The sequence below is a fragment of the Nocardia sp. NPDC056000 genome, assembly GCF_042269265.1.
Lineage (GTDB): Bacteria > Actinomycetota > Actinomycetes > Mycobacteriales > Mycobacteriaceae > Nocardia.
Genome location: NZ_JBHJXS010000001.1, coordinates 329,701 through 354,636, shown reverse-complemented (window position 1 = coordinate 354,636; position 24,936 = coordinate 329,701). Strand labels below are relative to the sequence as shown.

Below are 24,936 nucleotides of genomic sequence, written 5' to 3'. Positions count from 1 at the left end.
ATGGGGAGAGATTCCCGTTGGAAGGAGGCGCCTATGGCTGCCCGATCCGAACTTCGCCGGATACTCCGGCTGTTCCATCCCTATCGTTCCCGGCTCGCCGTCGTCGGCGTGCTGGTCGGCCTGTCCTCGATCGTGGGACTGGCCTCGCCGTTCATGGTGCGCGGGGTCATCGATACCGCGCTGCCCGAGGGGCGTACCGGACTGCTGACCGCGCTGGCGGCGGGCATGATCGCCGTCGCGGCGCTCACCGCCGTGTTCGGCGTCTGGCAGACCTATCTGTCGACCGCGGTCGGCCAGCAGGTCATGCATGATCTGCGGACCGCGGTCTACTCGCGGCTGCAGTCCATGCCGCTCGCGTTCTTCACCGCGACCCGCACCGGTGAGGTGCAATCGCGTATCGCCAATGACATCGGCGGGATGCAATCGACGGTCACCTCGACCGCGACCTCGCTGATCTCCAATTTCACCTCGGTGTTCGCCGCCGTGATCGCCATGTTCGCGCTGGACTGGCGGCTCACCCTGGTATCGCTGCTCATGCTGCCGTTCTTCGTATGGATCAGTCGCAAGGTCGGTTCCGAGCGCCGCCGCATCACCGGGGAGCGGCAGAAGCAGCTCGCCGGCATGTCCGCGATCGTCGAGGAATCGCTATCGGTGAGCGGAATCCTGCTGGGCCGCACCATGGGTCGTTCGCCCGCACTGGTCGATGATTTCTCCCGTGAGTCACGGGGCCTGGTGGACTTGGAGATTCGCTCCAATATGGCGGGCCGGTGGCGGCAGTCGACCATCACCATCGTGATGGCGGCCATGCCCGCGGTCGTCTACTGGGCGGCGGGATTGACTGTCGCGGCGGGACATCCGCTGGTATCCATCGGCACGCTGGTGGCATTCACCACCCTGCAGGCCGGATTGCTGCGGCCCGCGGTCATGCTGCTGTCCACCGGTGTGGAGGTGCAGAGTTCGCTGGCGCTGTTCGGGCGGATCTTCGAATATCTGGATCTGCGACCGGAAATCGCCGAACCGGAGCATCCGGTGGCGCTGCCCGCCGCGGGCGTGACCGGCGCGGTGCGGTTCGATCGGGTCGGGTTCGCCTACGATCCCGCCGATCGGAATGTGCTGAACGATATCGATATCAGCGTTCCCGCCGGGACCAGCCTGGCGATCGTCGGCGAAACCGGTTCGGGCAAGACGACTCTCGGCTATCTGGCCGCGCGGCTGTACGACGCGAGCACCGGTGCGGTCACCGTCGACGGAATCGATGTGCGGGACTTGAGTTTCGCGGATCTGTCCGCCACCGTCGGCGTGGTTTCCCAGGAGACCTACCTGTTCCACGCCTCGGTCGCGGAGAATCTGCGCTTCGCCAAACCCGATGCGACGGACGAGGAGCTGTACGCCGCCGCGCGCGCCGCCCAGATCCACGAGCACATCGCTTCGCTGCCCGACGGCTATGACACCAAGGTCGGCGAACGCGGCTACCGCTTCTCCGGCGGTGAGAAACAGCGCCTGGCGGTGGCGCGCGCCATCCTGCGCAACCCGCCGATCCTGGTGCTGGACGAGGCCACCAGCGCCCTGGACACCCGCACCGAACGCGAGGTCCAGGCCGCCATCGACGCGCTGTCGCAGGGCCGCACGACGATCACCATCGCGCACCGGCTCTCCACCATCCGCAATGCCGATCAGATCGTGGTGCTCGACCACGGTCGCGTGGTGGAGCGCGGTACACACGCGGAACTGCTGGCGCGCAACGGTTTCTACGCCGATCTGCTCGCCCGCGATGAGGTGCTGGCGGTGGCCTAACCGCTGCCCGGAATGAATCCGGGGTAGACGTAATGGCTGGCGCCGCCACCCGGCGCGCCCGATCCGGTGAAGGACGGGAAGTTGAACGGCAACGCGATCAGCTTGTGCGGGTTGCCGTCCGCGTCGGCCTGCCAGCAGCCCGTGGACACACCGTGGAATCCGGTGCACACGATGCGCGTGCTGGTGCCGTACGGGGAGGTGAGCCGGGGGCTGGAATCGAGCGGATTCCAGTACCCGATATCGGTGGGTGTCAGGAAGTTCTTGGTCTCGATCACGTAGATCGGGCTGTTCGGCTGCTGCTGCGGCCAGTCATCGGCCGCCGCCACGCCCGCGCCGAAGGCCAGGGCCGTTCCGGTCGCGGCCACGGTGGCGGCGAGGCGGGTGATGTTTCGAACGCTTGTCTGCACTACCCCTCCATCGAATTCGAATGCCATACGGCGTCGATCATCCATCGTGCGCGTCCCGGCAAACGTTGCATCGTGATGTTCGTGTTGTCATAACCCGAGGTATCGCATACGGTCTACCTCGACCGTCGGGGGATTGTCGAGTGAACGAGTTCTGCTGGTGTGCAGTGTATTTGGCTGCATGACCGGATGATGGGCACCTGGAGGGGAAGTCCCGATGCGTTTCGATTCCGCACGCCTGCTCGCGATAACCGCGGCGGCTCTTGCCATTCCGCTCGCGGCCGCGGTGGCCGCCCCGCCGACGGCATCGGCCGCACCGATATCGGGTCCGGTGCATCGCGCGCCCGCCGGTGGCTTCGAGGAATTGATGGTCCCGTCGAGTATGGGCCCGGTCAAGGTGCAGGTGCAGTGGGCCAAACGCGGTGGCGGCTCGGCACTGTATCTGCTCGACGGTATGGCGGCCCGGGACGATCGCAACGCCTGGTCCTTCGAAACCAATGCCCTGCAACAGTTCGGCGACGACGATGTCACCCTGGTGATGCCGGTGGGCGGCCAATCCAGCTTCTACACGGACTGGGCCTCGGCCAGCAATACCAATGGCCAGAAGTACACGTACCGCTGGGAAACCTTCCTCACCAAGGAACTTCCCGATTTCCTCGCCGGTTACGGCGTCTCGCGCACCAATAACGCCGTGGTGGGGCTGTCCATGAGCGGCGGTGCCGCGCTCATGCTCGCCGCCTTCCACCGTGACCAGTTCAAATTCGCCGGAACCTTCTCCGGAGCCCTGAACATCTCCGCCCCCGGTATGCGCGAAGCCGTTCGCGTGGCCGTATTGCGCTGGGGCGCATACAACATCGACGCCATGGCCGCCCCGTGGAGCCCCGCATGGCTGCGCATGGACCCCTTCGTCTTCGCACCCCAGCTGAAGAGCCTCCCCATGTACATCTCCGCGGGCAGCGCCCTGCCCGGCCCCGACGATCGCCCCGCCAGCGTGGCCCAGGTCTTCGACACCGGTGTGAGCATGGGCATCGAAGCGGTGGCCCTGGTCAACACCAGATCCTTCCAGGCCCGCCTGAATTCCCTCGGCATCCCCGCCACCTTCGACTTCCCCGCCTCCGGCATCCACACCTGGAAGTACTGGGAAGCCGAACTCTGGAAGGCCCGCCCCGCCATCCTCGCGGCCCTGAACGCCTGATCGCCGATCCCGGAGAATACCGTCCGGCACTGTTATAGTCCGTCCGGAAGCCTTGTCGCGCAGTCTGTTCGAGCGGCGAGGCGGGAGTGCTGGTCGCGGGAGGGGACCCGTTGGATATCGCTGCGGGTACCGCCTTCGCGGGTTACCGAATCGAACGTCTGCTGGGTACGGGCGGAATGGGTACGGTCTACCTCGCCACGCATCCGCGCCTGCCTCGATATGACGCGCTGAAGGTGCTGTCCGCCGAACGTTCCGCGCCGCGATATCGGGAGGGTTTCCTGCGCGAGGCGGAAATAGCTGCGCGCGTACGACATCCGAACCTGGTCGCGGTGCACGATCGAGGCGAATCGGCGGGCCGGCTGTGGATCGCCATGCAATATGTGGCCGGGGTGAACCTCGCCGAGGTGATCCGGCGCGGGCCGGTACCGCCCGAACGAATCGTGCACGTGCTCACCGAGGCGGCATGCGGGCTCGATGAACTGCACCGCGCCGGACTGCTGCACCGGGATGTGAAGCCCGCCAACATACTCATCGACGAACAGCCCGGACAGCCGGATCGGGTGCTGGTGACCGATTTCGGAATCGCCAGTGCGGCAGAGGATTCGGCGGCCATCGCGGCCGGCGGTTTCACCGGGACGCTGGCGTACGCGGCTCCGGAGCAGCTCGATGACGACCCGATCGATCATCGCGTGGATGTGTACGCGCTGGGCTGCACGCTCTTTCAGCTGTTGACCGGATCATTGCCGTTCGTGCATGATGCGCCCGGCTCGCTGATGTACGCGCATATGCATGCGGATCCACCGCGCCCCTCGGCACTGAATCCCGCGCTGCCGAAGGGATTCGACGCGGTCGTGGCGCGGGCGATGGCCAAGCGGCCCGCTGATCGGTATCAGAGCTGTGCCGCGCTGGCCGCCGCGGCGGCCGCGGCGTTGGAGGGCGTGGTCGAACAGACGCCTCGACACCGGCGGGTCATACCGCGCCTGCGCGGCGCGGTGTCGACTCGGCGACTCACCGTGGCGGTGGCGCTGCTGATCGCGGTGATCGTCATGGGCGCGTTCGCGGTCCGATCGCTCTCGGGCGGCGCACATCCGGATTCGACCTCGGTCAAGCCGGTGACCGGCACCATCGATCCCGCGTACTGGGGTGCCTACGCCTATATGGCGCAGACCTTTCCGGAGTTGCTGCCGCCGACGCCGTACGGCAGCGGCTATCAGGAACTCACCGGATGCATTCCGATCGGCGAGGGTGATGCCGACTCATGGGCGACACCGGTGGCCGAGGGGCAGCTGTACTGCATCGGGAATTCGGATCCGGTCTACTCGGTCTTCCTGACCTGCAATGCCGACAGGTCACCCATTTCGACGGATTTCGGTATCGCGGTCGCCGAAGGCGATGAGCGCTGGACTCGGCCGTCGGGGTCGGGCCATTTGTTCTGGGGCATCGGCGTATTGAATGAGACCGGCACCGTTCTCGATAATCGAGGCGTCGGGGTGCTGGACGTGTATTTCGACGATCCCTCCCGCAATTACTGCCGCCTGGAGGTGCTCGGCAGCGCCGCGACCGGCGCCGAGTTGCGCGCGAGGTGGTGGCCGAATGCGCCGTTCTGACAACGCGCTCCGCCGTTCCGGAGAGGTGGTGCGCCGCGCCTTCGGAGCTGTCATGGCGCTCGCGGTGGGTGTGGTCCTGTCGGTCAGCGGTTGCACGGTGCCAGGCACGCCCATCGGGCAGTATCCGGATCCCGCCGCGCTGGACGTGGGCGCGTTCGGCATTCGCCGCCTGGAGGAACCGGCGGGCGGTGAACAGTACGGCCGGGTGGTCGAATCCGTGCGCATCGCCGAGGCGCTCATCGACCCGGTCGACGCCGATCCGATCCTGTCCGGTGTGCTCGGCCCCAACGGCCTGCATCTGTTGCCGACAACGGCGAAGGCCACCCTGTTGCTGGCCGCTCCCGTGCGCGCGGTGCTCGACCGGGAGGGCATGCTGGCGGGAGCTGCGGTGGGCGGCACCGAGCCGAAGGTGGGTTTCGAACCGTCGGTCGGTGCGGCCAGGGTGCTGTCCCTGCTCATCCTCCGTTTCCCCGATGCCGATGCGGCCCAGCGCGCCGCCCGCGATATCGATGCCGTCGACGTCGCGGTCAGCGCGCAGAACGTCCCGCTCACGGTGCCGGGATATCCTGCCGCGCACGCACATTGGCGTCCGGGCGTGCCGACCGCGGCGGCGACCATCGCCACCGGCGACTTCGTGGTGAGTCTCTACGCCGGTGAGACCACCCCGGATGCCACGGCTCTGATGTCGCTGGCGCGCAAAGCGTTCGACGCCCAACTCCCCAGGCTCCGGAACTTCGTGGTGACTCCGCGCGACCGGATAGCCGCCTTGCCGCTGGATCGCGATGGCATGCTGGCGCGCATCGTGCCCGAGGCGCCCGGCCACTGGCCCTATCCGGTCGTCGTGGCGAATGTCCCGCAGCCCGATGCGGCCTGGTCCGAGGTCATCCGCGGCGAAGGAGTGGTGTACGGCCCGCACGCGGCGCGGCTGTGGAGCAATCACTCACCGCGCGATACCGGGATCGAACTCGAGGCCGTCATCGGCTTGACCCAGCTGGTGCGGTATTCCTCCGCGACGGCGGCGCGTCTGGCGTACGCGGCGGCCGTGCGGGACTACTCCACGGGAGCGGGCAAACGTCCGGCGGCGGGACCCTCGGGCGTGCCGGATATCTACTGTGCCGAGGACACATCGGCGAGCATGCAGTGGCATCTGCGCTATGCCTGCCGACTGCTGCACGGCCGATACCAGGCGATGTTGATCGGTCCCGATCTGACCGATCTGCGGCAACGCCTCTCCGCCCAGTACGGCCTGCTCGTGAACGGTGACTGACGATGGCCGCATTACCTCTGCCCGGGCAGACCTTCGCCGGATACCGCATCGAACGCGTGCTGGCCGGTGGTGAGCGCGGCCGGGTGTATCTGGCCGCGCATCCGCGCCTGCCCCGGCGCGATGTGCTCAAGGTGCTGCCGCCGACCGAGGATTTCGAATTCACCGCGCGTTTCGTTCGCGAAGCGGAATTGGCTGCCCGACTGGAGCATCCGAATATCGTGCGGGTGTACGACCGCGGTGTGGAGCGCGGCTGCCTGTGGCTGGCCATGGCATTCGTCGACGGTATCGACGCGGCGGAACTGATTCGGCGGCACCCAGACGGTGTGCCCGCGGCGCGGACGGTGCGCATCGTGACCGATGTGGCGCGCGGGCTCGACGCGGCGCATCGAGCCGGGCTACTGCACCGGGATGTGAAGCCCGCCAATATCCTGATCGAATCCCGTTCCGGGGATACGGATCTGGCCTATATCTCGGATTTCGGGGTGGCCCGGTCGATGGCCGAGACCGAAGCTCTGACCGAGGCCGGAACCATGCTGGCCACCCTGGATTACGGTGCGCCCGAACTGCTCTCGGGCACGGCGGTCGATCACCGGGCCGATGTGTACGCGCTGGGCTGCACCCTGTTCGAATTGCTCACCGGGACGGTGCCGTTCCCGGTAACCAGCCCGGCGGCGCAGATCCGGGCGCATCTCACCGAGCCGCCGCCCCGGCCGTCGCAGCGAAATCCGCGGCTGACGACCGCGCTGGACGAGGTGATGGCGCGTGCCCTGGCGAAATCGCCGCAGCGGCGCTATGACTCGGCCGAGGAGCTGGCGCGGGCCGTCGCCGCGGCGGTGGACACCGGCGGGAGCGGCGGGCCCGGACTCCGGTGGTGGGCGGGGCGGACGGTATGGCACGGAAGGCCCGCGCGGGGTGGCTGGCGTGCGCGCGCCGCCATCCTGCTCGCGCTGCTCGCGGTGCCGGTACTCGTGGCCGGTGTGCTCGGCTGGCCCCGGCCGTGGTTCGCGAGCCCGCCCCAAGCGCCGGTCGCCGTCCCCGTCGCCACCACCGCGGTCGCGCCGATCGACAGATCCTGGGGTGCTTACGGTTTCATGGTGCAGGCTTTCCCCGCACTGCTGCCCCCGGCACCGATGGGCAGTGGCTATCAGGCCCTGCGCTGTTCCCCGATGGACTCGCACCACGCCGACACCAAACTCAATGCCCCGCTCGGGGATATCGCGGGGTTGCGCTGCAATGGCAATGGCGACCCCATGATGTGGCTCTTCGTCGTATGTCGCGTCGACCGCGGTCCGATGACATTGGATGCCGACACCGACGAATCGGTGCTGGGCGTGCGAGAGTGGACCCGATCCTCGGGAAATGGGCGGATGGTCTGGGGCACCGGGGTGGGCCTCGGGTCCGGACTCGATACCAGCGTCGACCGGATGCGCACCGGCAGGCTCGATATCGCGTTCGACGATCCCGCGCGAAACTTCTGCGCGTTGCAGGCGTTGGGCGGGGTCACCGGTCAGGAATTGGTGGATCGCTGGTTCCCCGGAGTGCCGCTGTGAACCGTCGCGATCAACCCCGCCGAATACGCCGATAGGCGGGCGCGGCGACCGCGGCGACCGCCAATCGCGCTGCCAGCGAATCGATTTCGGTGAGCGGCAGGGTGGCGATGGTGAGGCGGAGGTGGTCGGTGTCGGGGTGGTCGGTCACCTCGAAGGGGCCGCCGGGGGCGGCTTTGATGCCCGCGGCGGCGAGGGAGATCATGGCGGCGTTCTCGTCGGTGACGGGGAGCCAGAGGTTGATGCCGTCGCCTCGGGTGACCGGGAGGTGGTGGCGGTGCAGGGCTTTGCGCAGGGCGGTGGCTCGGGTGCGGTAGGTGGTGCGGGCGGTGGCCACGGTGGTGCGGGCGGTGTCGTCGGTGAGCATGTGGAGTAGGACGCGCTGCAGGAGGCGGCTGGTCCAGCCGGGGCCGAGCATGCGGCGTTCGATGATCGGGTCGAGGTAGGCGGCGGGGCCGCCCGCGACCGCGAGGCGCAGGTCCGCGCCGTGGGATTTGGAGTACGAGCGGATGTGGACGGTGTGGGTGGGCAGGCGGCTGCCGAGCGAGCGGACGGGGGTGTGGGCGATGCCGTCGGAGTGGTCGTCCTCGATGATGAGCAGGGGGGACGCGGTGAGGATGTCCGCGAGTTCGCGGACCCGGGTCGCGGAAAGAGAAGCGCCGGTGGGGTTTTGGGCTCGGGGCTGGAGTAGCAGCGCCACGGGGGAGTGACGGGGGAGGGATTCGGCGAGATCGGCGGGCAGCGGACCGGATTCGTCCATGCGGAGGGGGATGGGGCGTGCGCCGATGCGGGAGAGTAGGTCGAGGAACGGCGGGAAGCACGGGTTCTCGACCAGTACCGCGTCGCCGAGGTGGATGTGGGCGGTGAGCAGGCGGTCGATGGCGTCCAATGCACCGTCCAGCACGGTGAAGCGTTCGGCGCGCATGGGCCAGTCGGCGCGCACCGTGGCTTCCAGTTCGGGCAGCACGGCCTCGCCCAGGTAGGTGGCGGAGAGATCATCGATGGCGTCCTCGCCGCCGAGGGCGCGCAGGGCCGCCGTCAGATCGGGCAGTAGTGCCGGATCGGGGACACCGCACGAGAGGTCGATGCGAAAGTTGTTGTCCGAGTGCGAATGTAGGCGCTGATAGCGGCCAGCGGCGGTGACCGGGATCGGTTGCGGCAGGGTGGCGACGAAGGTCCCGGCGCGTCCGCGCGCGCGAATCGCGCCCGCCGCGGCCAGGGCGCGCCAGGCCTGATTGACCGTGGCGGGGGAGACCTTCAGCACCCGGGAGACCTCGCGGACCGTGGGCAGCCGGGTGCCCGGTGCCAGTGCACCGGACCGAATGCGGCGGCTGACGGCGGCGGCGATGCCCGCGGCGGTGCGGTCGTGTATCCCTGACAGGAATTCGATGGCCTCCGGACCGGCCGGGGCCGGATCGGCGCTGGGCGCGTCGTCCGGGACCGTGGGGCCGAGTTCCGTTGTCACGCTTTCATTCTGCGTTGGCGCATGCCGGGTGACGGGTGCGGTCCGCAAGATTTACGGTCACGAAACTGTTTCCGTCAACATGTAACACAACGAAATTCGTTTCGGGTGCAGTATCACAAAGTATGGCAATCGTTCGAGCTGCGCTGGTCCAGACGAACTGGACCGGCGACAAAGAGTCCATGATCAAGGCGCATGAGGACTATGCGCGGCAGGCCGCTGCGGCCGGGGCGAAGGTGATCTGCTTCCAGGAGCTGTTCTACGGGCCGTATTTCTGCCAGGTCCAGGATGCCAAGTTCTACGACTACGCCGAATCCGTGCCCGGCCCCACGGTGGACCGGTTCGCCGCGCTGGCGCGCGAGCTGGGCATGGTGATGGTGCTGCCGGTGTACGAGCAGGAGCAGTCGGGACTGCTGTACAACACCGCGGCCGTCATCGATGCCGACGGCAGCTACCTCGGCAAATACCGCAAGCACCATATTCCGCAGGTCAAGGGGTTCTGGGAGAAGTTCTACTTCCGCCCCGGCAATTCCGGCTGGCCGGTCTTCGATACCGCGGTCGGCAAGGTCGGCGTCTACATCTGCTACGACCGGCATTTCCCGGAGGGCTGGCGGGCGCTGGGCCTGGCGGGCGCGGAGATCGTGTTCAATCCCTCGGCCACCTCGCGCGGACTGTCGAGTTATCTCTGGAAGCTGGAACAGCCCGCCTCGGCGGTGGCCAACGAGTACTACATCGGCGCGATCAACCGGGTCGGCATCGAAGAACTCGGCGATGACGATTTCTACGGCACCAGCTATTTCGTCGATCCGGAGGGCAAATTCGTCGGTGAAGTCGCCTCGGACACCAGCCCGGAACTGGTGGTGCGCGATCTCGATATGGATCTGATCAAAGTGGTGCGCGATCGCTGGGCCTTCTACCGCGACCGCCGCCCGGACGCCTACGGACCGCTGGTGAACCCCTGATGACACGCACATTCATTCACGGCGGAACGGTGGTGTCGCCCACCGGATCCCAACTCCTCGACGTACTCATCGACGGGGAAACCATTGCGGCCGTTGTACAACCGGGCAGCACCGCGCTCGGCACCGATCTGGCCGCCGCCTCCGATACGGTGATCGACGCCACCGGCAAATACGTGATTCCCGGTGGCGTGGACGCGCATACGCATATGCAGATGCCGTTCGGCGGCACCGAAGCCTCGGACACCTTCGAGACCGGCAGTCGCGCCGCCGCCTGGGGCGGCACCACCACTTTCGTGGACTTCGCCATCCAGAAACCCGGTGAGCGCGTTCAGGACAGCCTCGCGCTATGGCATCGGAAGGCCGCCGGGCAGTGCGCCATCGATTACGGCTTCCATCAGATCATCGGTGACGTGAATGCCGAATCCCTCAAGGGCATGAGCGAATTGGTGTCCGAGGGCGTGAGCAGTTTCAAACTGTTCATGGCGTATCCGGGCGTCTTCTACTCCGATGACGGGCAGATCCTGCGCGCCATGCAGACCGCCGGTGACCTGGGCGCGGTGCTGATGATGCACGCGGAGAACGGAATCGCCATCGATGTGCTCGTCGAACAGTCGATCGCGCGCGGTGACACCGCACCGTACTTCCACGGCACCAGTCGCCCTTGGCAATTGGAGGAGGAGGCCACCCACCGCGCCATCATGCTGGCGAATGTGACCGGTGCGCCGCTGTACGTCGTGCACGTCTCGGCGAAACAGGCCCTGGAACAGATCGCCACCGCACGCGGTAAGGGGCAGAACGTCTTCGGTGAGACCTGTCCGCAGTACCTCTACCTCTCACTCGAAGAGCAGTTGGGCGCACCGGGTTTCGAGGGCGCGAAATGGGTGTGCTCGACCCCGCTGCGCTCCCGGGAGGAAGGGCATCAGGACGAGCTGTGGCGGTATATCCGCACCGGTGACGTCGCCAATGTCGCCACCGATCACTGCCCGTTCTGCATGAAGGGCCAGAAAGAGCTGGGGCTCGGCGATTTCAGCAAGATCCCCAATGGCATCGGCGGTGTCGAACATCGAATGGATCTGATGTTCCAGGGCGTGAAGGACGGCCGCATCTCGCTGGAGAAGTGGGTGGAGATCTGCTGCACCACACCCGCGCGCATGTTCGGCATGTACCCGCGCAAGGGCATCATCAGCCCCGGCGCGGACGCGGACGTGGTGATCTACGACCCCAACGGGCACACCAGCATCGGGGCGGACAAGACCCATCACATGAATATGGATTACTCCGCCTACGAGGGCTTCGAGATCGACGGACACGTGGACACGGTGCTCTCGCGCGGCCGGGTGATCGTCGACGGCGGGCAGTACCTGGGTGCGGCCGGACACGGCCGGTTCGTCAAACGCGCACTGTCACAGAACCTCATCTGACGCGAAGGGAGTGTGCGGGATGGATATCGGAGTGGTGCTGCAATGCACGCCGCCCGCGTCACGGGTGGTCGAACTCGCGAGAGTGGCCGAGACGCACGGGTTCTCGCACGTGTGGACATTCGATTCGCATCTGCTGTGGCAGGAGCCGTACGTCATCTACAGCCAAATCCTGGCCGTGACCCGCAAAGTCGTGGTCGGGCCCATGGTGACCAATCCGGCCACCCGGGATTGGACGGTCACCGCGTCGACCTTCGCCACCCTCAACGAGATGTTCGGCAATCGCACCATCTGCGGTATCGGACGCGGTGATTCGGCGGTGCGCACCCTGGGCGGGCGGCCGTCGAATCTGGCGACGCTGCGCGAATCCATCGGTGTCATCAGGGAACTCGGTAATGGCCGCGCGGTCACCATCGGTGACACCACGGTGCGATTGCCGTGGGCGGGCGATTCCCGCCTGCCGGTGTGGGTGGCCGGATACGGGCCGCGCGCACTGGATCTCACCGGTGAGGTGGCCGACGGCTTCATCCTCCAGCTCGCCGATCCGGATATCACCGCGTGGACCATCGCGCGGGTGCGAGCGGCGGCCGAACGCGCGGGGCGCGATCCGAACGAGGTGACCATCTGTGTCGCGGCACCCGCGTACATCACCGATGGCACCGAGGCCGGACTGAAACACGCACGCGAACAGTGTCGTTGGTTCGGCGGCATGGTCGGCAATCACGTCGCCGATATCGTCGCCAAATACGGTGCCGACAGCGAGATTCCGGCCGCGCTGACCGAATACATCGCGGGGCGGCAGGGTTACGACTACAACCAGCACGGCCGGGCGGGAAATACGCACGCGGACTTCGTCCCCGATGCCATCGTGGACCGCTTCTGCATCCTGGGCACACCCGATGAGCACCTGGTGCGGCTGCGGGAACTGGAGGCCCTCGGTGTCGACCAGTTCGCGGTGTACCTGCAACACGATGCCAAGACCTCGACACTCGAGGCATATGGCGAATCGGTGCTACCGCGCCTGGCCCATCCGGTGACGGCGACCAGCGCATGACCGATTCATCGACGCTGACCGCGGCGGCCGCGCTCGAACCCGCCGCGGTCGTCCGGCCCATGCGACGGGGTGCCCCGGTGCGCGCAGCGGCAACGCTGCGCGCGTTCGGGTATCCAGTCGCCGCATTCGTATTACTGCTCGCCGCATGGGAATTGGTGAAGACGCTGGTGCCGGAGAACGGTGTCAGCATCGGGGATCAGCGGATACTGCCGCGCACCTCGGACGGCGCGCTGCCGCATGTATGGGCGGTGCTGACCGTCCTGGGGGAGAAGGACGGAAAGCGTTCGGTCGGCGCGACCCTGCTGCACACCGCCGGATTCACGCTCGGCCTGGCGCTGCTGGCGCTGGTGCTGGGCACCGTGGTCGGTATCGCGCTGGCGGTGCTCATGCAGCGGTTCTCGGTCATCGAGCGCGGACTGCTGCCGTATGTGATCGTCTCCCAGACGGTTCCGCTCATCGCGCTCGCGCCACTGGTCGCGGGCTGGGGCGGGCGGGTGGTCATCGCGGGCCAGCCCTGGAAACCGTGGATGAGCATCGTGGTGATCGCCGCCTACCTGGTGTTCTTCCCCGCCGCCATCGGCATGTTGCGTGGCTTGCAGTCGCCCGCCAAGGCTTCGGTCGAACTGCTGCACAGCTGCGCGGCCGGATGGTGGCGCACGCTACTGCATCTGCGCCTGCCCGCCGCCGTCCCGTATCTGCTGCCCGCACTCCGATTGGGCGCGGCCGCCGCCGTGATCGGGGTGGTGGTGGCCGAGATATCCACCGGCACCGCGGGCGGTATCGGCCGCCAGATCATCGTCTTCTCGCAGCAGTCCACCGGTAACGCGGCCCGGCTCTACGCGGCGGTCATCGCGGCGGCGCTGCTCGGGGTGGTGCTCACCGCGCTGGTGGGGCTGGCCGAGTTCGCCCTGCGCCGCTACAGCAAGCCAGGTCATTCTTCAGGAGATACCCGTTGACCGTCGAACCCTCGCTATCCGAAAAAACATCGACCACAACGGATTCCGTGCCCGCCGTGGAATTGGACGCGGTCGGGAAGATCTTCACCGCCGGAGCGGTGACCGCACTCGAACAGGTGAGCCTGACCGTCGCCGCGGGCGAATTCGTCTCGCTCATCGGACCTTCCGGATGCGGTAAATCCACGCTGCTTCGCATTGTCGCCGATCTCGAACAGCCCAGTTCGGGAACCGTTGTGGTGCACGGTAAGACAGCGCGGCAGGCGCGCCTGGACCAGGACTACGGCATCGCCTTCCAGCAGGCCGGACTGCTGGATTGGCGGACCGTGCAGGAGAACGTCGAGCTCCCACTGCAATTGCACGGAATCGGCAAACGTGAGCGGCGCGCCCGCAGCGCCGAACTCCTGGAGATCACCGGGCTCACCGACTTCGCGCGCCGCTATCCGGCCGAACTGTCCGGCGGTATGCAGCAGCGCGTCGCCATCGCGCGGGCCTTGGCCCGCAAACCACCACTGCTGCTCATGGACGAACCGTTCGGCGCGCTCGATGAGATGACCCGCGAACGCATGCAGGGCGAACTGCTGCGCATCGCCGAAGAGACCGGTGCGGCGGTCATTTTCGTGACGCACTCGATTCCCGAAGCGGTCTTCCTCTCCGACCGCGTGGTGGTCATGACACCGCGGCCCGGACGCATCACCGCCGTCCTCGATACCGGCGGCTGGGATCGCGATACCGACACCGATGTGCGCTCCAGCGACGCCTTCTTCGCCTCGGTCGCGGCCGTGCGCGCCGCGCTGCACGAGGGTCACGGCACCGATCCGCAGGACACCGCGGGACGGGATATCCGGTGACTCGACTGCTCAGAACCGCGCTGCCGCCGGTGCTCTTCGGCATCACCATTCTCGTGCTCTGGCAGGTGCTCACCGTCGCGGCCGGGGTGCCGTCCTTCCTGCTGCCGTCACCGTCCGCGATCGCCGATGCCTTCACCGGCAATTTCGACGCGATCGTCAAGGCCGCCACCGCGACCGGAACCAATGCGCTCATCGGCCTGATCGTCGGAAGCTGGTTCGGAATCGCCGCCGCCATGCTGGCGGTGCGCTTCGAGGTGGTGGGCGGACTGCTCGGCGCACTCGCCGCCGGTGCCGCGGCCGTGCCCATCGTGGCGCTGGCCCCGCTGCTGAACTCCATGTACTCGACCACCACCGATCTGCCGCGCCGGCTGGTCGCCGCCATCGTGGTGTTCTTCCCCGTATTCGTCAGCACCGCACGGGGATTGCGCCAGGTCCCGCGTGTACAGCACGACCTCATGACCGCCTACGCCGCCACCGGCTGGCAGATCACCCGCACCGTGCGATTGCCCGCCGCGCTGCCACATCTGTTCACCGGCCTGCGCATCGCCGCACCGGGCGCGGTCATCGCCGCCATTATCGCCGAATACTTCGGCGGTCTGCAGCACGGACTGGGCAGCCGGATCACCTCGGCCGCGGCCAATACCGCGTATCCCCGCGCCTGGGCCTATGTGGTCGCCGCCATGGTGCTCGGCCTGCTCTTCCTGGCCGCGGTCCTGCTGCTCGAACAACTCACCCGCCGACCCCGCACCACCCTCTGGAGATCCGAATGAGAAGTACCGCACACAAATACCGATTCCGGGCCTGTCTGGCCGTCGCGGCGCTGGGCCTGGCAGCGCTGACGGCGTGCAGCACCACCGACAGCACCACCACCTCCGACGGCCTGACCAAGGTGAAGCTGCAACTGCAGTGGTTCAAACAGGGACAGTTCGCCGGATATCTGGCTGCCGTCGACCAGGGCTTCTACAAGGAACAGGGTCTGGACGTCGAAATCCTCGACGGCGGAACCGATATCGTGCCGCAGACCGTTCTCGCACAGGGACAGGCCGACTACGCCATCGCCTGGGTACCCAAGGCGCTCGCATCCCGCGAGGCCGGGGCGGGCATCACCGATGTGGCGCAGATCTTCCAGCGCTCGGGCACCAAACAGGTGTCGTTCAAGAACGCGGGCATCAACGCTCCGGCGGACCTGCGCGGTAAGAAGGTCGGAAACTGGGGCTACGGCAATGAGTTCGAGCTCTTCGCAGGTATGACCAAGGTCGGCATCGATCCGGCCAAGGACGTCAAACTCGTGCAGCAGCAGTTCGATATGAACGCCTTCCTCGCGCACGATATCGATGCGGCACAGGCCATGTCGTACAACGAGTACGCGCAGCTGCTGGAAACCAAGAACCCGGCCACCGGAAAGCTCTACACCGCAGACGATTTCGCCGCCCTGGACTGGAATGATCAGGGCGTGGCCATGTTGCAGGACGCCATCTGGGCCAATACGTCCAAGCTGAAGGACACCAAATACGCCGATCAGACGGTGAAGTTCATCGCGGCCTCACTCAAGGGCTGGGCGTTCTGCCGCGACAATGTCGATAAATGCCGCGATATCACCGTCGCCGCCGGGTCCACACTCGGTGCGAGTCATCAGCAGTGGCAGATCACCGAGGTCAACAAACTCATCTGGCCCTCGCCCAACGGCATCGGCCTGATGGACAAGGCCGCATGGGATCGGACGGTATCGATCGCCAAGACCGCCCGCAATCAAGAGGGCGCGACCGTGCTCACCAAGGATCCGGACGCGGACGCCTATACGACCGAATACGCCACCAAGGCCCTCGATCTGCTGAAGTCGCAGGGCCTGGATGTGACCGGCAGCGGGTACACCGCACAGCCGGTGACCCTCACCGAGGGCGGTAAATAGCCAGCTCACCGGCCTGACCGTGCTCGCTGTCCCGCGTCTGCCGCGCGGGGCGGCGGGCACCCCTGTTTTCTGGGGCTTCCCTTCGGTTGACCATCTGTCATAAAATTTGGCCGTGCGGTCAGAAAATGAGCCAGACGGTCAGCCGAGGTCGTTCATCGAGGAGGCGCGGCGGCGGCAGATCATCGCCGCGGCCGTCGAAGTGATCTCCGAATTCGGTTACGGCAATGCCTCACTGGCTCGGATCGCCAAACACGCCGGAATCTCGAAGGGTGTCATCTCCTACCACTTCGACGGTAAGGACGATCTGATGACGCAGCTGGTCATCCAGCTGTATGTCTCCGGGGCGGAGTACATGACCCCGATCATCGGTGCCGCGCCGGGCTGGCGCGGCAAGGTGCTGGCGTACATCGAATCCAATCTGGAGTTCATCGCCGCCAATAAGCGCTATGTGGCCGCCATGACCGATGTGGTGCTCAATCTGCGTGACGCCGAGGGCAAATCGCGGTTCGTGAACGTGGAGAGCGCGCGGGAGATCCTGCGGCCCATCGCGGACATGCTGCGAGAAGGACAGCGCGAGGGCGAGTTCGGGGATTTCGATCCGATTCTGATGGCGAAATCCATTCGCGATGCCATCGACGGCACCGGCGGGCGGGTCATCAATGAACCGGATTTCGACGCGCGTGCGTACGCGGCACACGTGTGCCGCATTTTCGATCTGGCTACGGGCAAACCGGGGGAGTAATGACAAGAACACTGGATATCGAAGTGACACGGCAGGATTCGGCGGATGAGCTACCGCCGTTCGCGCTCGGCTGGGTGAGCGCCATCGCCGCGATCGGCGCGCTGGCGCTACTGGCCACTCTGGGCCAGTACGGATTCTTCGGTGATGAACTATATTTCGTCTCGGCCGGGCATCGGCTCGCGGTGAGCTATGCCGATCAGGGGCCGCTGGTGCCCGCCATCGCCTGGGTCATGGATCTGCTCGCACCGGGATCGATGGTGGCGCTGCGGCTTCCGTCGGTGCTGCTCACCGTGGCGGCCCTGGTGGTGAGCGCGCTGATCGCCCGCGAACTCGGCGGCTCCCGCGCGGCGCAGGCGCTCACCGCCCTGGCCTATCTCACCTCGCCGTTTCTGCTGGTGCAGGGAACTCAGTTGTCCACCAACAGCATCGACACCGCGTTCTGGGTGTTCATCAGCTGGCTGGTGATCCGCTGGGTGCGCACTCGGCAGGACAGTCTGCTGCTGTGGGCGGCAGTGGTGACCGCGCTGGATCTGCAGGTGAAATGGCTGGTCCCGTTCCTGTGGGGCGCGATCGCCATCGGGGTGCTCTGTTTCGGGCCGCGCGAGCTGCTGCGCCGCCCGATGCTGTGGGCGGGTGCGGCCGGTGTCGCGGTGACCATGGCGCCCAGCCTGATCTGGCAGGCCCGGCACGGCTGGCCGCAGCTGGGCATGGGTGCGCAGGTGGCATCCGAACAGGCCGATATCGGCGGGCGCGCGATGTTCGTGCCCATGGCCCTCGCCTCGGCGGGCGTACTGGGCGCGGTATTGCTGCTGGGCGGCATCGTGGCGCTGCTGCGCATGCCCGAGCTGCGGCCCTACCGGTTCCTCGGGCTGGTGCCGGTGCTGCTGACCATCGCCTTCGTAATCACCGGCGGCCGTGCGTATTACGTGGTCGGCTGCTACGCCGCGGTGATGGCGGCCGGTGCGGTCTTCGCCACTCGCCACGGTATCGCCGGGTGGCGGCGCTGGGTGGGTGGCGCGCTGGCGGTGGTGTCGGTGGCGGTCCTCGCGCTGACGCTGCCGCTGCAACCGGAATCGAAGGTGAAACCCGCTGCGTCCGAACAGGATGCGTGGATGAGCCTGAGCGTATACGGCCGGTTCGGCTGGGAGGACCTGGCGCAGGCGACCGAGGCCGCCTATCAGGCGCTGCCCGCGCCGGAGCGGGAGCCTGCGGTGATCATCACCGATTCCTACTGGCAGGCAAGCGCATTGGACCTGGATCGGGCCAAGCATGGACTGCCGCCCGTCTACAGCCCCAATCGAGGGTTCGGTTACTTCGGCACACCGCCGGATGATGCCACCACGGTGATCTGGGTCGGCGGTGACGGCAGTGAGCCGCGCTCGCGGTGCGGGCAGGTCAGCGATATCGGCAGAGCCGATGCGCGACTGGGGATTCCGGGCGTCACCCGCGATATCACCATCCGGCGCTGCGACCACCCGCGCGCACCGTGGTCGCGCGAGTGGCCGACTATGTTGCGGCTGGGGTGAATCCGGTCAGTTCCGGTTCGCGGAGACGGTGTCGAGGGTGACTCCGGCGGCGGGTGCACCGTCGCCGGATCCGTCCGCCACCCCGGCGGCGGCGATGTTCTGCAGCACGTCCAGGCCGCCGGTCACCTTGCCGAACGGGGTGTAGTTCGGGGGCAGCTGAGAATCCTTGTACACCAGGAAGAACTGGCTGCCATTGGTGTTCGGGCCGGAGTTGGCCATCGCGAGCGTGCCCGCGGGATAGGTTGCGCCCGCGAGGTTCTCATCGGTGAACTTGTAGCCCGGACCGCCGGTGCCGGTGGCCGTCGGATCACCGCACTGCAGGACGAAGATGCCCTGGGTGGTCAGGCGGTGGCAGGTGGTGTGATCGAAATACTGCTGCTGGGCCAGGAATACGAAGGAGTTCACCGTATGCGGTGCGCGGGCGGCGTCCAGGGCGACGGTGACCGTGCCGCAGTTGGTCGCCAGATCCGCGGTGTACGCGGCGTTCTGGTCGATGGTCATGCCCGGTTCGCTCTGCCACTTCAAACCGTTCGGCTGTCCGCTCGCGGCGGTATTGCAGCCGGGGGCGGTTTCGAACCGCGGCGCGGGGGCGGCCTGGGCCCGTCCGGTGACCAGCAGGGCGACCGCGATGGTCAGCCCGAGCAGGCCGACCCGCCGAAGCGCCTTGCGTTCGAGGCGGATACGGCGGGGCTGCCGGGCGGTATCGCCGTCGACGGTCTGCGCGTGCGGTTCGGTATTCACCGGTCGGGATCTCCTTCATTCGCGGATTGCGCTTCGGACCGCATAGTGATCGGACTATGCGGTCGGCATCATTCCATCTCCCGGCCGTGCGCGGGGGTGGTTCACCGGACTGCTCGCGCCAACGCGCCGGGATCACACCCCTGCCCCGGGTTTTCGCTGCTAACTTGGCGCACATGAAGGTTCAACTGCGGCACAATCCGTCGTCGACCATCGCCCGCTGCTTCCTCGCGGGCGGTGAGCCCATGCGGGTCGAGAGCGGTGCCATGGTGGCGCACTCCGCCGGAGTTACCTTGGCCGCCAAGGCCGAAGGCGGCATCATCGCCGGACTCAAGCGGTCGGTGCTCGCGGGCGAATCGTTCTTCGTGTCCACGTTCACCGCGCCCGCCGCGGGCGGCTGGGTCGATGTCGCGCCCGCGCTCCCCGGTGACATGCTCTCGCTCTCCATCACCCAGGACCGCCCGTACTTCATCAGCCGCGGCGGCTGGATCGCGAATTCGCACGCGGTCACCGTCGAGGCCAAATGGGGTGGGCTGGCCAATCTCTTCGGCGGTGAGGGCGGTTTCGGCCTGCGCGCGCACGGCGACGGCGAGGTGGTGCTGGGCGTCTTCGGCGCGATCGACGTCATCGATCTGGCCCCCGGTGAACCGGTCACCATCGATACCGGCCACGTCGTCGCGTACGACCTCGCCATGAACTTCACCATCCGCCGCGCAGTCTCCGGCCGCTCGCTGCAATCCCTCAAATCCGGCGAGGGCTTCGTCTTCGACTTCGTCGGTCCCGGCCGCGTCCTGCTGCAAACCCGCAATCCGGGTGCCTTCGCCGCCTGGGCGGGTTCGTCGGCCTCCTCCGGCTAGATCTTGTGAGATACCTCACTCTTCACCTGTTCTCAAATAACCCCAGCTGGAACAGGTTCTACTTGGTGCGCCCGTCGACAGGCGATGCTTTTCTCTCGAAAATCATTCACCAACCAAAGTGAATCGTGCATGCTTCACATGTCGACATGTCATTTCATAGATGAGGAGTAACGCGTGTCCGGATCCGCCTCGGATTTCCTGGCCCAGGTACTGATCAAGACCCTCCAGGGTCTGTTCACCGGCAGCACCGGCCAGTAACTCGCGGAAACGCGAACGGCCCCTTACGAATCGCGCGGGATTCGTAAGGGGCCGTCCTCATGTCCGGACCATGCCGCTCAGCGCAGCAGGTGCGGGATGAGGGTGCGGGTGTCGGGGACGAAGGGCCAGGCGGGGTCGGCCAGGTGGGTGCGGAGTTCGGCGTCGGTCCACCACCAGGCGTCGGCTACTTCGGAGGGTTGATGGGTGAAGGGGCCGTCGGAGTGGACCTCGTAGGCGAACAGGTGGCAGCGCATGGGGATTCCGGCCCATTCGCCGTCCCAGGATGAGGTGATCAGGGGAGTGGGGCGCGGGTCGGCGGGGGTGAGGTGGATGCCGAGTTCTTCGCCGAGTTCGCGGATGGCAGCTTCGGCGGGATCCTCGCCGGGGTCCAGCACGCCGCCGGCGAGGCAGTCGTGCATACCGGCGAAGACGGATTTGGTGTCGGTGCGACGGTGGACGTAGACGCGGGTGCCGTCCAGGGAGCGGACCAGGACGCCCGCGCTGGCGTGCCAGAGACCTTCGGCGTAGACGACGGCGCGATCCTCGGCGCCGATCTCGCGGCCCGCGGCGTCGTATACCGCGATCATCTCCGGCATGGCGGTTCCCTTCCGTGCCGCCGGGGGTCGGCGGCGGTATCGGGAGCAGACTAGCCATATCGGGGGAAGATCCGGGACGCGGAGGGGGTGCCGGGCGCGTAGCGTCTGGGGCGCAATCGATTTCGTCGGAGAGGACGAGACCCATGCCGCTGCCCCAGGCGCTCGCGCGCATCAATCGCCGGATCAGCAATCCCGTACTCGGTGTAATGGCCCGGATCGCACCGGGATTCGGGATCGTCATCCATACCGGGCGCAAATCGGGGCGGGTGTACCGGTCGCCGGTGATGGTGTTCCGGCGCGACGGCGGCTATCGGATCGCGCTCACCTACGGGCCGAAGGTGGACTGGCTGAAGAACATTCGGGCAGCGGGCAAATTCGAATTCGAGACCCGGGGGCGCGTGATCACCCTCACCGATCCGGTGCTTCGACAAGACTCGTCGGCGGCTTGGGCCCCGATCGGCGTGCGGCAGGTGCTGACCGCGCTTACGGTGGAGTACTACGTGCAGGCTCGGCTGGCGGAATAGTCCACCGGTCGCGGACGCCGTCCGGACCGCCCCCGATCTTCCCCTGCTGTCGTAAGCGCTCTCCCCCGAAGTGAAGCTGTAGATTTGCTGATGTCCCGTCGTCATCAGGTCGAGCAGTACTTCACCGGGCAGGAGCATGCTGTTGACCGAGGTGGTGAATAGTCCGGCCCAGCCGAATTCCTCCGGTCGGCACCGGTTGGAACCGGATCGTCCGATCATCGCGTGGAAGGCGATCGCGGCCGTCGCGGTACCGGCAGCTGTGGTGTTGCTACTCGCCGCGACGCGGTACGGCTACTTCGGCGACGAGCTGTATTTCCTGGCCGCCGGACGACGGCCCTCATTCGGCTACGCGGATCAGGGACCGGTGCTGCCACTGCTGGCGCGGCTCATGGACACCATCGCGCCGGGCTCCTATTTCGTGCTGCGCCTGCCCGCGGTGGCATTGACGGTGACCGCGATCGTCCTGTGCGCGTTGCTCGCTCGCGAATTCGGCGGCGGACGCTGGGCGCAGGCGTTGGCCGCCGCCGGTTATGCCACCTCACCGTTCCTGCTGCTGCAGGGCACCATGCTCACCACCAACGCGGTCGACACCGCGCTGTGGGTGATCATCACCTGGCTGGTGGTGCGCTGGGTGCGCACCCGCGATGACCGCCTGCTGCTGGCCGCGGCCCTGGTCACCGCGGTGGACATGCAGGTGAAATGGCTGATCCCCTTCTTCTGGCTGGCCGTGGCCGCGAGCAGTCTGGTCTTCGGGCCGCGCGATCTGGTGCGCCGCCCGCTGCTGTGGCTGGGCGGTGCGATCGTGGTCGCCGCGACGATTCCGGAACTGCTGTGGCAGGCGCACCACGACTGGCCGCAATTGGAGATGGGCCGGGTGATCGGCAATGAACAGGACATCCTGGGCGGGCGGCTCATGTTCCTGCCCATGTCGGTGAGCCTGGCGGGCTTCCTCGGCGCGGTGCTGCTGGTATTCGGGGTGTGGGTGCTGCTGGTGTGGGAGTCGTTGCGGCGCTACCGATTTCTGGGCGCGACCCTCATCCTGCTGTACCTGGCGTTCCTGATCACCGGCGGGCGGATCTACTACGCCGCCGGAATGTACGGGGTGCTGATCGCCGCGGGCGCGGTCGGCGTGGTCACCACCGCCGAGCGCATGCGGGTCGAGACGCGGCGCGCGCTCATCGCCGTGGTCACCGTATTGGCGCTGGGCGCAACGGCATTCGTGCTGTACTCCACCCCGTGGCGGCCCGCCGCCGATGTGCATCCGCCCGCCGATGACGCCGAGGCCGCCATCAATATCGGTGTGTACGGATCATTCGGCTGGCATGAACTCACCGATGAGGTGGAGCGGGTCTATGCGGGCCTGACCCCGCAGGAGCGCGCCAAAGCCATCATCCTCGCCGATACCTATTGGCAGGCAAGCGCATTGGATGAGCTCGGCCGCCATGACCTACCGCCCATCTACAGTCCCAGTCGCGGCTTCGGATACTTCGGCACCCCGCCCGATGACGCGACTGCGGTGATCGCCGTCGGCGGCTACGAGGCGGTGCTGCGCTACCAGTTCGAACACGTCGATCCGGTGGGCAAGGTCGACACCCGCATCGGCTTCCCGGGCAATACCCAGAACGTGACGATCTGGAAGTGCACCGGCCTCAAGAAATCGTGGACACAGGTGTGGCCGAATTGGATGCATCTGTAACCGGGCGCACCACCCGCCCCGCCATGCCCTCGCCGAGATTGAACCGTTCCATCGCGGTCCGCAGTCCGGGCAGCGCGGCGAACAGTTCATCCCGCAGCGGCCCCTCGGCCCCGAGCTGAGCCAACACCCCGACGGTGGCCAGAATCGTGCGCCCGATCGGGGTGTACGCGGGCGGTGCGGTGAGCTGCCTGCCCACATTAGACAGACTCGGCTCGATGGTCCGGCGGACCTGACCGCGCAACCATTTCGTCGTCAGCCGCACGGTATGCGGGAAGAACAGCTCCCGGATCGGCTCGGCCAGGGTGCGCAGCGCCACGATATCGAGTTCGCGATCGGGGGCGACGAAACCGTGTGTGCGCAGTGCGGCCTCCACGTGCGCGTTCTTCCCGTTGAACGCCGCATCGGCGATATCGGCGACCACCTGCTGGAATCCGGCCGGAATCGGCGGGCACGCGCCGAAATCCACCACGCCCAGGCGGCCGTCGCGCAGCACCCGGAAATTGCCCGGATGCGGATCGGAGTAGATCAACCCGGTCCGCCCCACGCAGGAGGTGACGAAACGCAGCACCAGCAGGCCGATCCGGTTCTTCTCCTGCTGTGCGCCCGAGGCGATGATGCGCGGCAGCGGAATCCCGTCCAGCCATTCGGTGACCAGCACATCGTTCTCCTGATGCACCACGCGCGGGACCACGAAATCCGGGTCGTCGGCGTACGCCTCGGCGAAAATCCGCTGGGTGTCAGCCTCTTTGGCGTAGTCCAGCTCTTCGCTGATGCATTCCGCGAACGCCTCGGCCAAGGCCCTGGTATCGGCCCCGGGTACGAAAACCGTTGCCAGTGGCGCGAGTTGGCGAATCTGCCGCAGATCGGACTGCACCGATTCGCGCGCACCCGGATACATGAGCTTGACCGCGACGGGGCGGCCATCGTGCCAGACAGCGCGATGCACCTGCCCCACCGAGGCGGCCGCACAGGCGCGGAGGGTGAAGTCGGAGAACCGATCTCGCCAATTCGGACCCATATTGTCCGCCATGGCCTGATTCACCGCACCGGGCAGCATGGCCGGGGCGGAGTCCTGCAGACGGCTCAGCGCCTCGCCGTAGGGTGCGCCCAACTCCGGCGGCAGCGCCATCTCGTAGAGGGCGAGCACCTGGCCGAATTTCGCCGCGCAGCCCTTGAGCTCGCCGAGCACCTCGAACATGTGCTGGGCGGTGCGGGCCTGGATATCGATCTCGACCTCGCGTTTGGGCGCTCCGAGGGCGCGTCGCCCGAGTCCGCCCGCGCGCCGGGCCGCATAGGCCACCGGCAGCGTGACGATCTTGGTATTTCGGACGGCGGCGCGGGTCGGCGGCTGACCGGTCGTCTCCGGTTCGGTGCGACGACGGAGTCGCCGGAGACCACCCTGGCGCGGTTCGAGCATCGAGGACCTCCCAAGATCGGGTGTCTCAGTGTGTCATGCGGTCGATCTCCGGGGGTAGGCCGGACAGCGGCGGATTTGACCGGTTGGGGTGGCAATGGGTTATTCCGGGTGACGATTTCAGGTGCGGGACGGGCCAATCATGTGATTGTCTGGGACAAT

General features: G+C 66.9%; 22 protein-coding genes. 17 read left to right on the top strand and 5 right to left on the bottom strand.

Annotated features, from left to right (window positions below):
• Positions 1-33 precede the first annotated feature (33 nt).
• Entirely contained in the window at positions 34-1,794 is a 1,761-nt protein-coding gene (locus tag ACFC4D_RS01700; RefSeq protein WP_376061213.1) for an ABC transporter ATP-binding protein, read from the top strand.
• Here the strand turns inward: ACFC4D_RS01700 and ACFC4D_RS01695 are convergent.
• Complete coding sequence (locus ACFC4D_RS01695; RefSeq protein WP_376061212.1) at positions 1,791-2,201, bottom strand: hypothetical protein; 411 nt, start codon at positions 2,199-2,201, stop codon at positions 1,791-1,793. The genes ACFC4D_RS01700 and ACFC4D_RS01695 overlap by 4 nt on opposite strands.
• Positions 2,202-2,415: 214 nt before the next feature.
• On the opposite strand from ACFC4D_RS01695, the gene ACFC4D_RS01690 reads away from it, so the two are divergent.
• From ACFC4D_RS01690 to ACFC4D_RS01675, 4 genes are all read left to right on the top strand, one after another.
• Positions 2,416-3,393, top strand: a complete 978-nt coding sequence (locus tag ACFC4D_RS01690; RefSeq protein ID WP_376061210.1) for an alpha/beta hydrolase — start codon at positions 2,416-2,418, stop codon at positions 3,391-3,393.
• 110 nt (positions 3,394-3,503) lie between these two features.
• Positions 3,504-5,000 carry a serine/threonine-protein kinase gene (locus tag ACFC4D_RS01685; RefSeq protein ID WP_376061209.1) on the top strand — a complete coding sequence of 499 codons (1,497 nt, stop codon included), beginning with the start codon at positions 3,504-3,506 and terminating at the stop codon, positions 4,998-5,000.
• Positions 4,987-6,267: a hypothetical protein gene (locus ACFC4D_RS01680; protein WP_376061208.1), complete on the top strand. Its 1,281-nt coding sequence runs from the start codon at positions 4,987-4,989 to the stop codon at positions 6,265-6,267. The genes ACFC4D_RS01685 and ACFC4D_RS01680 overlap by 14 nt, the downstream gene beginning before the upstream one ends.
• A 2-nt stretch (positions 6,268-6,269) precedes the next feature.
• Entirely contained in the window at positions 6,270-7,817 is a 1,548-nt protein-coding gene (locus ACFC4D_RS01675) for a serine/threonine-protein kinase (protein ID WP_376061207.1), read from the top strand.
• A 10-nt stretch (positions 7,818-7,827) separates the two neighbouring features.
• Here the strand turns inward: ACFC4D_RS01675 and ACFC4D_RS01670 are convergent, their stop codons facing one another.
• Positions 7,828-9,279 carry a PLP-dependent aminotransferase family protein gene (locus tag ACFC4D_RS01670; protein WP_376061206.1) on the bottom strand — a complete coding sequence of 484 codons (1,452 nt, stop codon included), beginning with the start codon at positions 9,277-9,279 and terminating at the stop codon, positions 7,828-7,830.
• 122 nt (positions 9,280-9,401) lie between these two features.
• On the opposite strand from ACFC4D_RS01670, the gene ACFC4D_RS01665 reads away from it, so the two are divergent.
• The 9 genes from ACFC4D_RS01665 (at position 9,402) to ACFC4D_RS01625 (ending at position 18,691) form a co-directional block, all read left to right on the top strand.
• The gene (locus tag ACFC4D_RS01665; RefSeq protein WP_364633950.1) at positions 9,402-10,238 is read left to right on the top strand and encodes a nitrilase-related carbon-nitrogen hydrolase; all 837 of its coding nucleotides are present in this window, start codon (positions 9,402-9,404) and stop codon (positions 10,236-10,238) included.
• Positions 10,238-11,659 (top strand): dihydropyrimidinase, encoded by a 1,422-nt coding sequence (hydA, locus tag ACFC4D_RS01660; protein ID WP_376061205.1) that lies wholly within the window; start codon positions 10,238-10,240, stop codon positions 11,657-11,659. Before ACFC4D_RS01665 ends, hydA begins: the two co-directional genes overlap by 1 nt.
• Before the next feature lie 19 nt (positions 11,660-11,678).
• Positions 11,679-12,710 carry a TIGR03842 family LLM class F420-dependent oxidoreductase gene (locus ACFC4D_RS01655; RefSeq protein WP_376061204.1) on the top strand — a complete coding sequence of 344 codons (1,032 nt, stop codon included), beginning with the start codon at positions 11,679-11,681 and terminating at the stop codon, positions 12,708-12,710.
• Positions 12,707-13,666, top strand: coding sequence for an ABC transporter permease (locus tag ACFC4D_RS01650; RefSeq protein ID WP_376061203.1), 960 nt, complete (start codon positions 12,707-12,709; stop codon positions 13,664-13,666). The genes ACFC4D_RS01655 and ACFC4D_RS01650 overlap by 4 nt, the downstream gene beginning before the upstream one ends.
• On the top strand, positions 13,663-14,514 hold the full coding sequence (locus ACFC4D_RS01645; RefSeq protein ID WP_375967561.1) for an ABC transporter ATP-binding protein: 852 nt from the start codon (positions 13,663-13,665) through the stop codon (positions 14,512-14,514). Before ACFC4D_RS01650 ends, ACFC4D_RS01645 begins: the two co-directional genes overlap by 4 nt.
• Positions 14,511-15,284, top strand: a complete 774-nt coding sequence (locus ACFC4D_RS01640) for an ABC transporter permease subunit (protein ID WP_364633960.1) — start codon at positions 14,511-14,513, stop codon at positions 15,282-15,284. The genes ACFC4D_RS01645 and ACFC4D_RS01640 overlap by 4 nt, the downstream gene beginning before the upstream one ends.
• Complete coding sequence (locus tag ACFC4D_RS01635) at positions 15,281-16,423, top strand: ABC transporter substrate-binding protein (protein ID WP_364633962.1); 1,143 nt, start codon at positions 15,281-15,283, stop codon at positions 16,421-16,423. Before ACFC4D_RS01640 ends, ACFC4D_RS01635 begins: the two co-directional genes overlap by 4 nt.
• A 112-nt stretch (positions 16,424-16,535) precedes the next feature.
• On the top strand, positions 16,536-17,165 hold the full coding sequence (locus ACFC4D_RS01630) for a TetR/AcrR family transcriptional regulator (protein WP_364633963.1): 630 nt from the start codon (positions 16,536-16,538) through the stop codon (positions 17,163-17,165).
• Positions 17,165-18,691, top strand: a complete 1,527-nt coding sequence (locus ACFC4D_RS01625) for an ArnT family glycosyltransferase (protein WP_376061202.1) — start codon at positions 17,165-17,167, stop codon at positions 18,689-18,691. The genes ACFC4D_RS01630 and ACFC4D_RS01625 overlap by 1 nt, the downstream gene beginning before the upstream one ends.
• Positions 18,692-18,697: 6 nt before the next feature.
• Here ACFC4D_RS01625 and ACFC4D_RS01620 read toward each other — a convergent pair whose 3' ends face one another.
• Positions 18,698-19,432 carry a peptidylprolyl isomerase gene (locus ACFC4D_RS01620; RefSeq protein WP_376061201.1) on the bottom strand — a complete coding sequence of 245 codons (735 nt, stop codon included), beginning with the start codon at positions 19,430-19,432 and terminating at the stop codon, positions 18,698-18,700.
• Between the two features lie 173 nt (positions 19,433-19,605).
• Here ACFC4D_RS01620 and ACFC4D_RS01615 point away from each other — a divergent pair, with 173 nt between their 5' ends.
• Complete coding sequence (locus ACFC4D_RS01615; RefSeq protein WP_375967556.1) at positions 19,606-20,286, top strand: TIGR00266 family protein; 681 nt, start codon at positions 19,606-19,608, stop codon at positions 20,284-20,286.
• Between the two features lie 335 nt (positions 20,287-20,621).
• On the opposite strand, the gene ACFC4D_RS01610 is transcribed toward ACFC4D_RS01615, so the two are convergent.
• Entirely contained in the window at positions 20,622-21,140 is a 519-nt protein-coding gene (locus ACFC4D_RS01610) for an NUDIX domain-containing protein (RefSeq protein ID WP_376061200.1), read from the bottom strand.
• Positions 21,141-21,283: 143 nt separating this feature from the next.
• Here ACFC4D_RS01610 and ACFC4D_RS01605 point away from each other — a divergent pair, with 143 nt between their 5' ends.
• Both ACFC4D_RS01605 and ACFC4D_RS01600 read left to right on the top strand, forming a co-directional pair.
• Entirely contained in the window at positions 21,284-21,664 is a 381-nt protein-coding gene (locus ACFC4D_RS01605) for a nitroreductase family deazaflavin-dependent oxidoreductase (RefSeq protein WP_376061198.1), read from the top strand.
• Between the two features lie 151 nt (positions 21,665-21,815).
• Positions 21,816-23,360 carry a glycosyltransferase family 39 protein gene (locus ACFC4D_RS01600; RefSeq protein WP_376061879.1) on the top strand — a complete coding sequence of 515 codons (1,545 nt, stop codon included), beginning with the start codon at positions 21,816-21,818 and terminating at the stop codon, positions 23,358-23,360.
• On the opposite strand, the gene ACFC4D_RS01595 is transcribed toward ACFC4D_RS01600, so the two are convergent.
• Positions 23,314-24,777 (bottom strand): ABC1 kinase family protein, encoded by a 1,464-nt coding sequence (locus tag ACFC4D_RS01595; protein ID WP_376061197.1) that lies wholly within the window; start codon positions 24,775-24,777, stop codon positions 23,314-23,316. The genes ACFC4D_RS01600 and ACFC4D_RS01595 overlap by 47 nt on opposite strands.
• Positions 24,778-24,936: the final 159 nt, after the last annotated feature.

Excerpts from the sequence above, each read along its gene's own strand:
- ACFC4D_RS01700 (WP_376061213.1), top strand. The coding sequence starts at position 34 with ATGGCTGCCCGATCCGAACTTCGCCGGATACTCCGGCTGTTCCATCCC.
- ACFC4D_RS01690 (WP_376061210.1), top strand. The coding sequence starts at position 2,416 with ATGCGTTTCGATTCCGCACGCCTGCTCGCGATAACCGCGGCGGCTCTT.
- ACFC4D_RS01680 (WP_376061208.1), top strand. The coding sequence starts at position 4,987 with ATGCGCCGTTCTGACAACGCGCTCCGCCGTTCCGGAGAGGTGGTGCGC.
- ACFC4D_RS01675 (WP_376061207.1), top strand. The coding sequence starts at position 6,270 with ATGGCCGCATTACCTCTGCCCGGGCAGACCTTCGCCGGATACCGCATC.
- ACFC4D_RS01665 (WP_364633950.1), top strand. The coding sequence starts at position 9,402 with ATGGCAATCGTTCGAGCTGCGCTGGTCCAGACGAACTGGACCGGCGAC.
- hydA (WP_376061205.1), top strand. The coding sequence starts at position 10,238 with ATGACACGCACATTCATTCACGGCGGAACGGTGGTGTCGCCCACCGGA.
- ACFC4D_RS01655 (WP_376061204.1), top strand. The coding sequence starts at position 11,679 with ATGGATATCGGAGTGGTGCTGCAATGCACGCCGCCCGCGTCACGGGTG.
- ACFC4D_RS01650 (WP_376061203.1), top strand. The coding sequence starts at position 12,707 with ATGACCGATTCATCGACGCTGACCGCGGCGGCCGCGCTCGAACCCGCC.
- ACFC4D_RS01635 (WP_364633962.1), top strand. The coding sequence starts at position 15,281 with ATGAGAAGTACCGCACACAAATACCGATTCCGGGCCTGTCTGGCCGTC.
- ACFC4D_RS01625 (WP_376061202.1), top strand. The coding sequence starts at position 17,165 with ATGACAAGAACACTGGATATCGAAGTGACACGGCAGGATTCGGCGGAT.
- ACFC4D_RS01615 (WP_375967556.1), top strand. The coding sequence starts at position 19,606 with ATGAAGGTTCAACTGCGGCACAATCCGTCGTCGACCATCGCCCGCTGC.
- ACFC4D_RS01610 (WP_376061200.1), bottom strand. The coding sequence starts at position 21,140 with ATGCCGGAGATGATCGCGGTATACGACGCCGCGGGCCGCGAGATCGGC.
- ACFC4D_RS01605 (WP_376061198.1), top strand. The coding sequence starts at position 21,284 with ATGCCGCTGCCCCAGGCGCTCGCGCGCATCAATCGCCGGATCAGCAAT.
- ACFC4D_RS01595 (WP_376061197.1), bottom strand. The coding sequence starts at position 24,777 with ATGCTCGAACCGCGCCAGGGTGGTCTCCGGCGACTCCGTCGTCGCACC.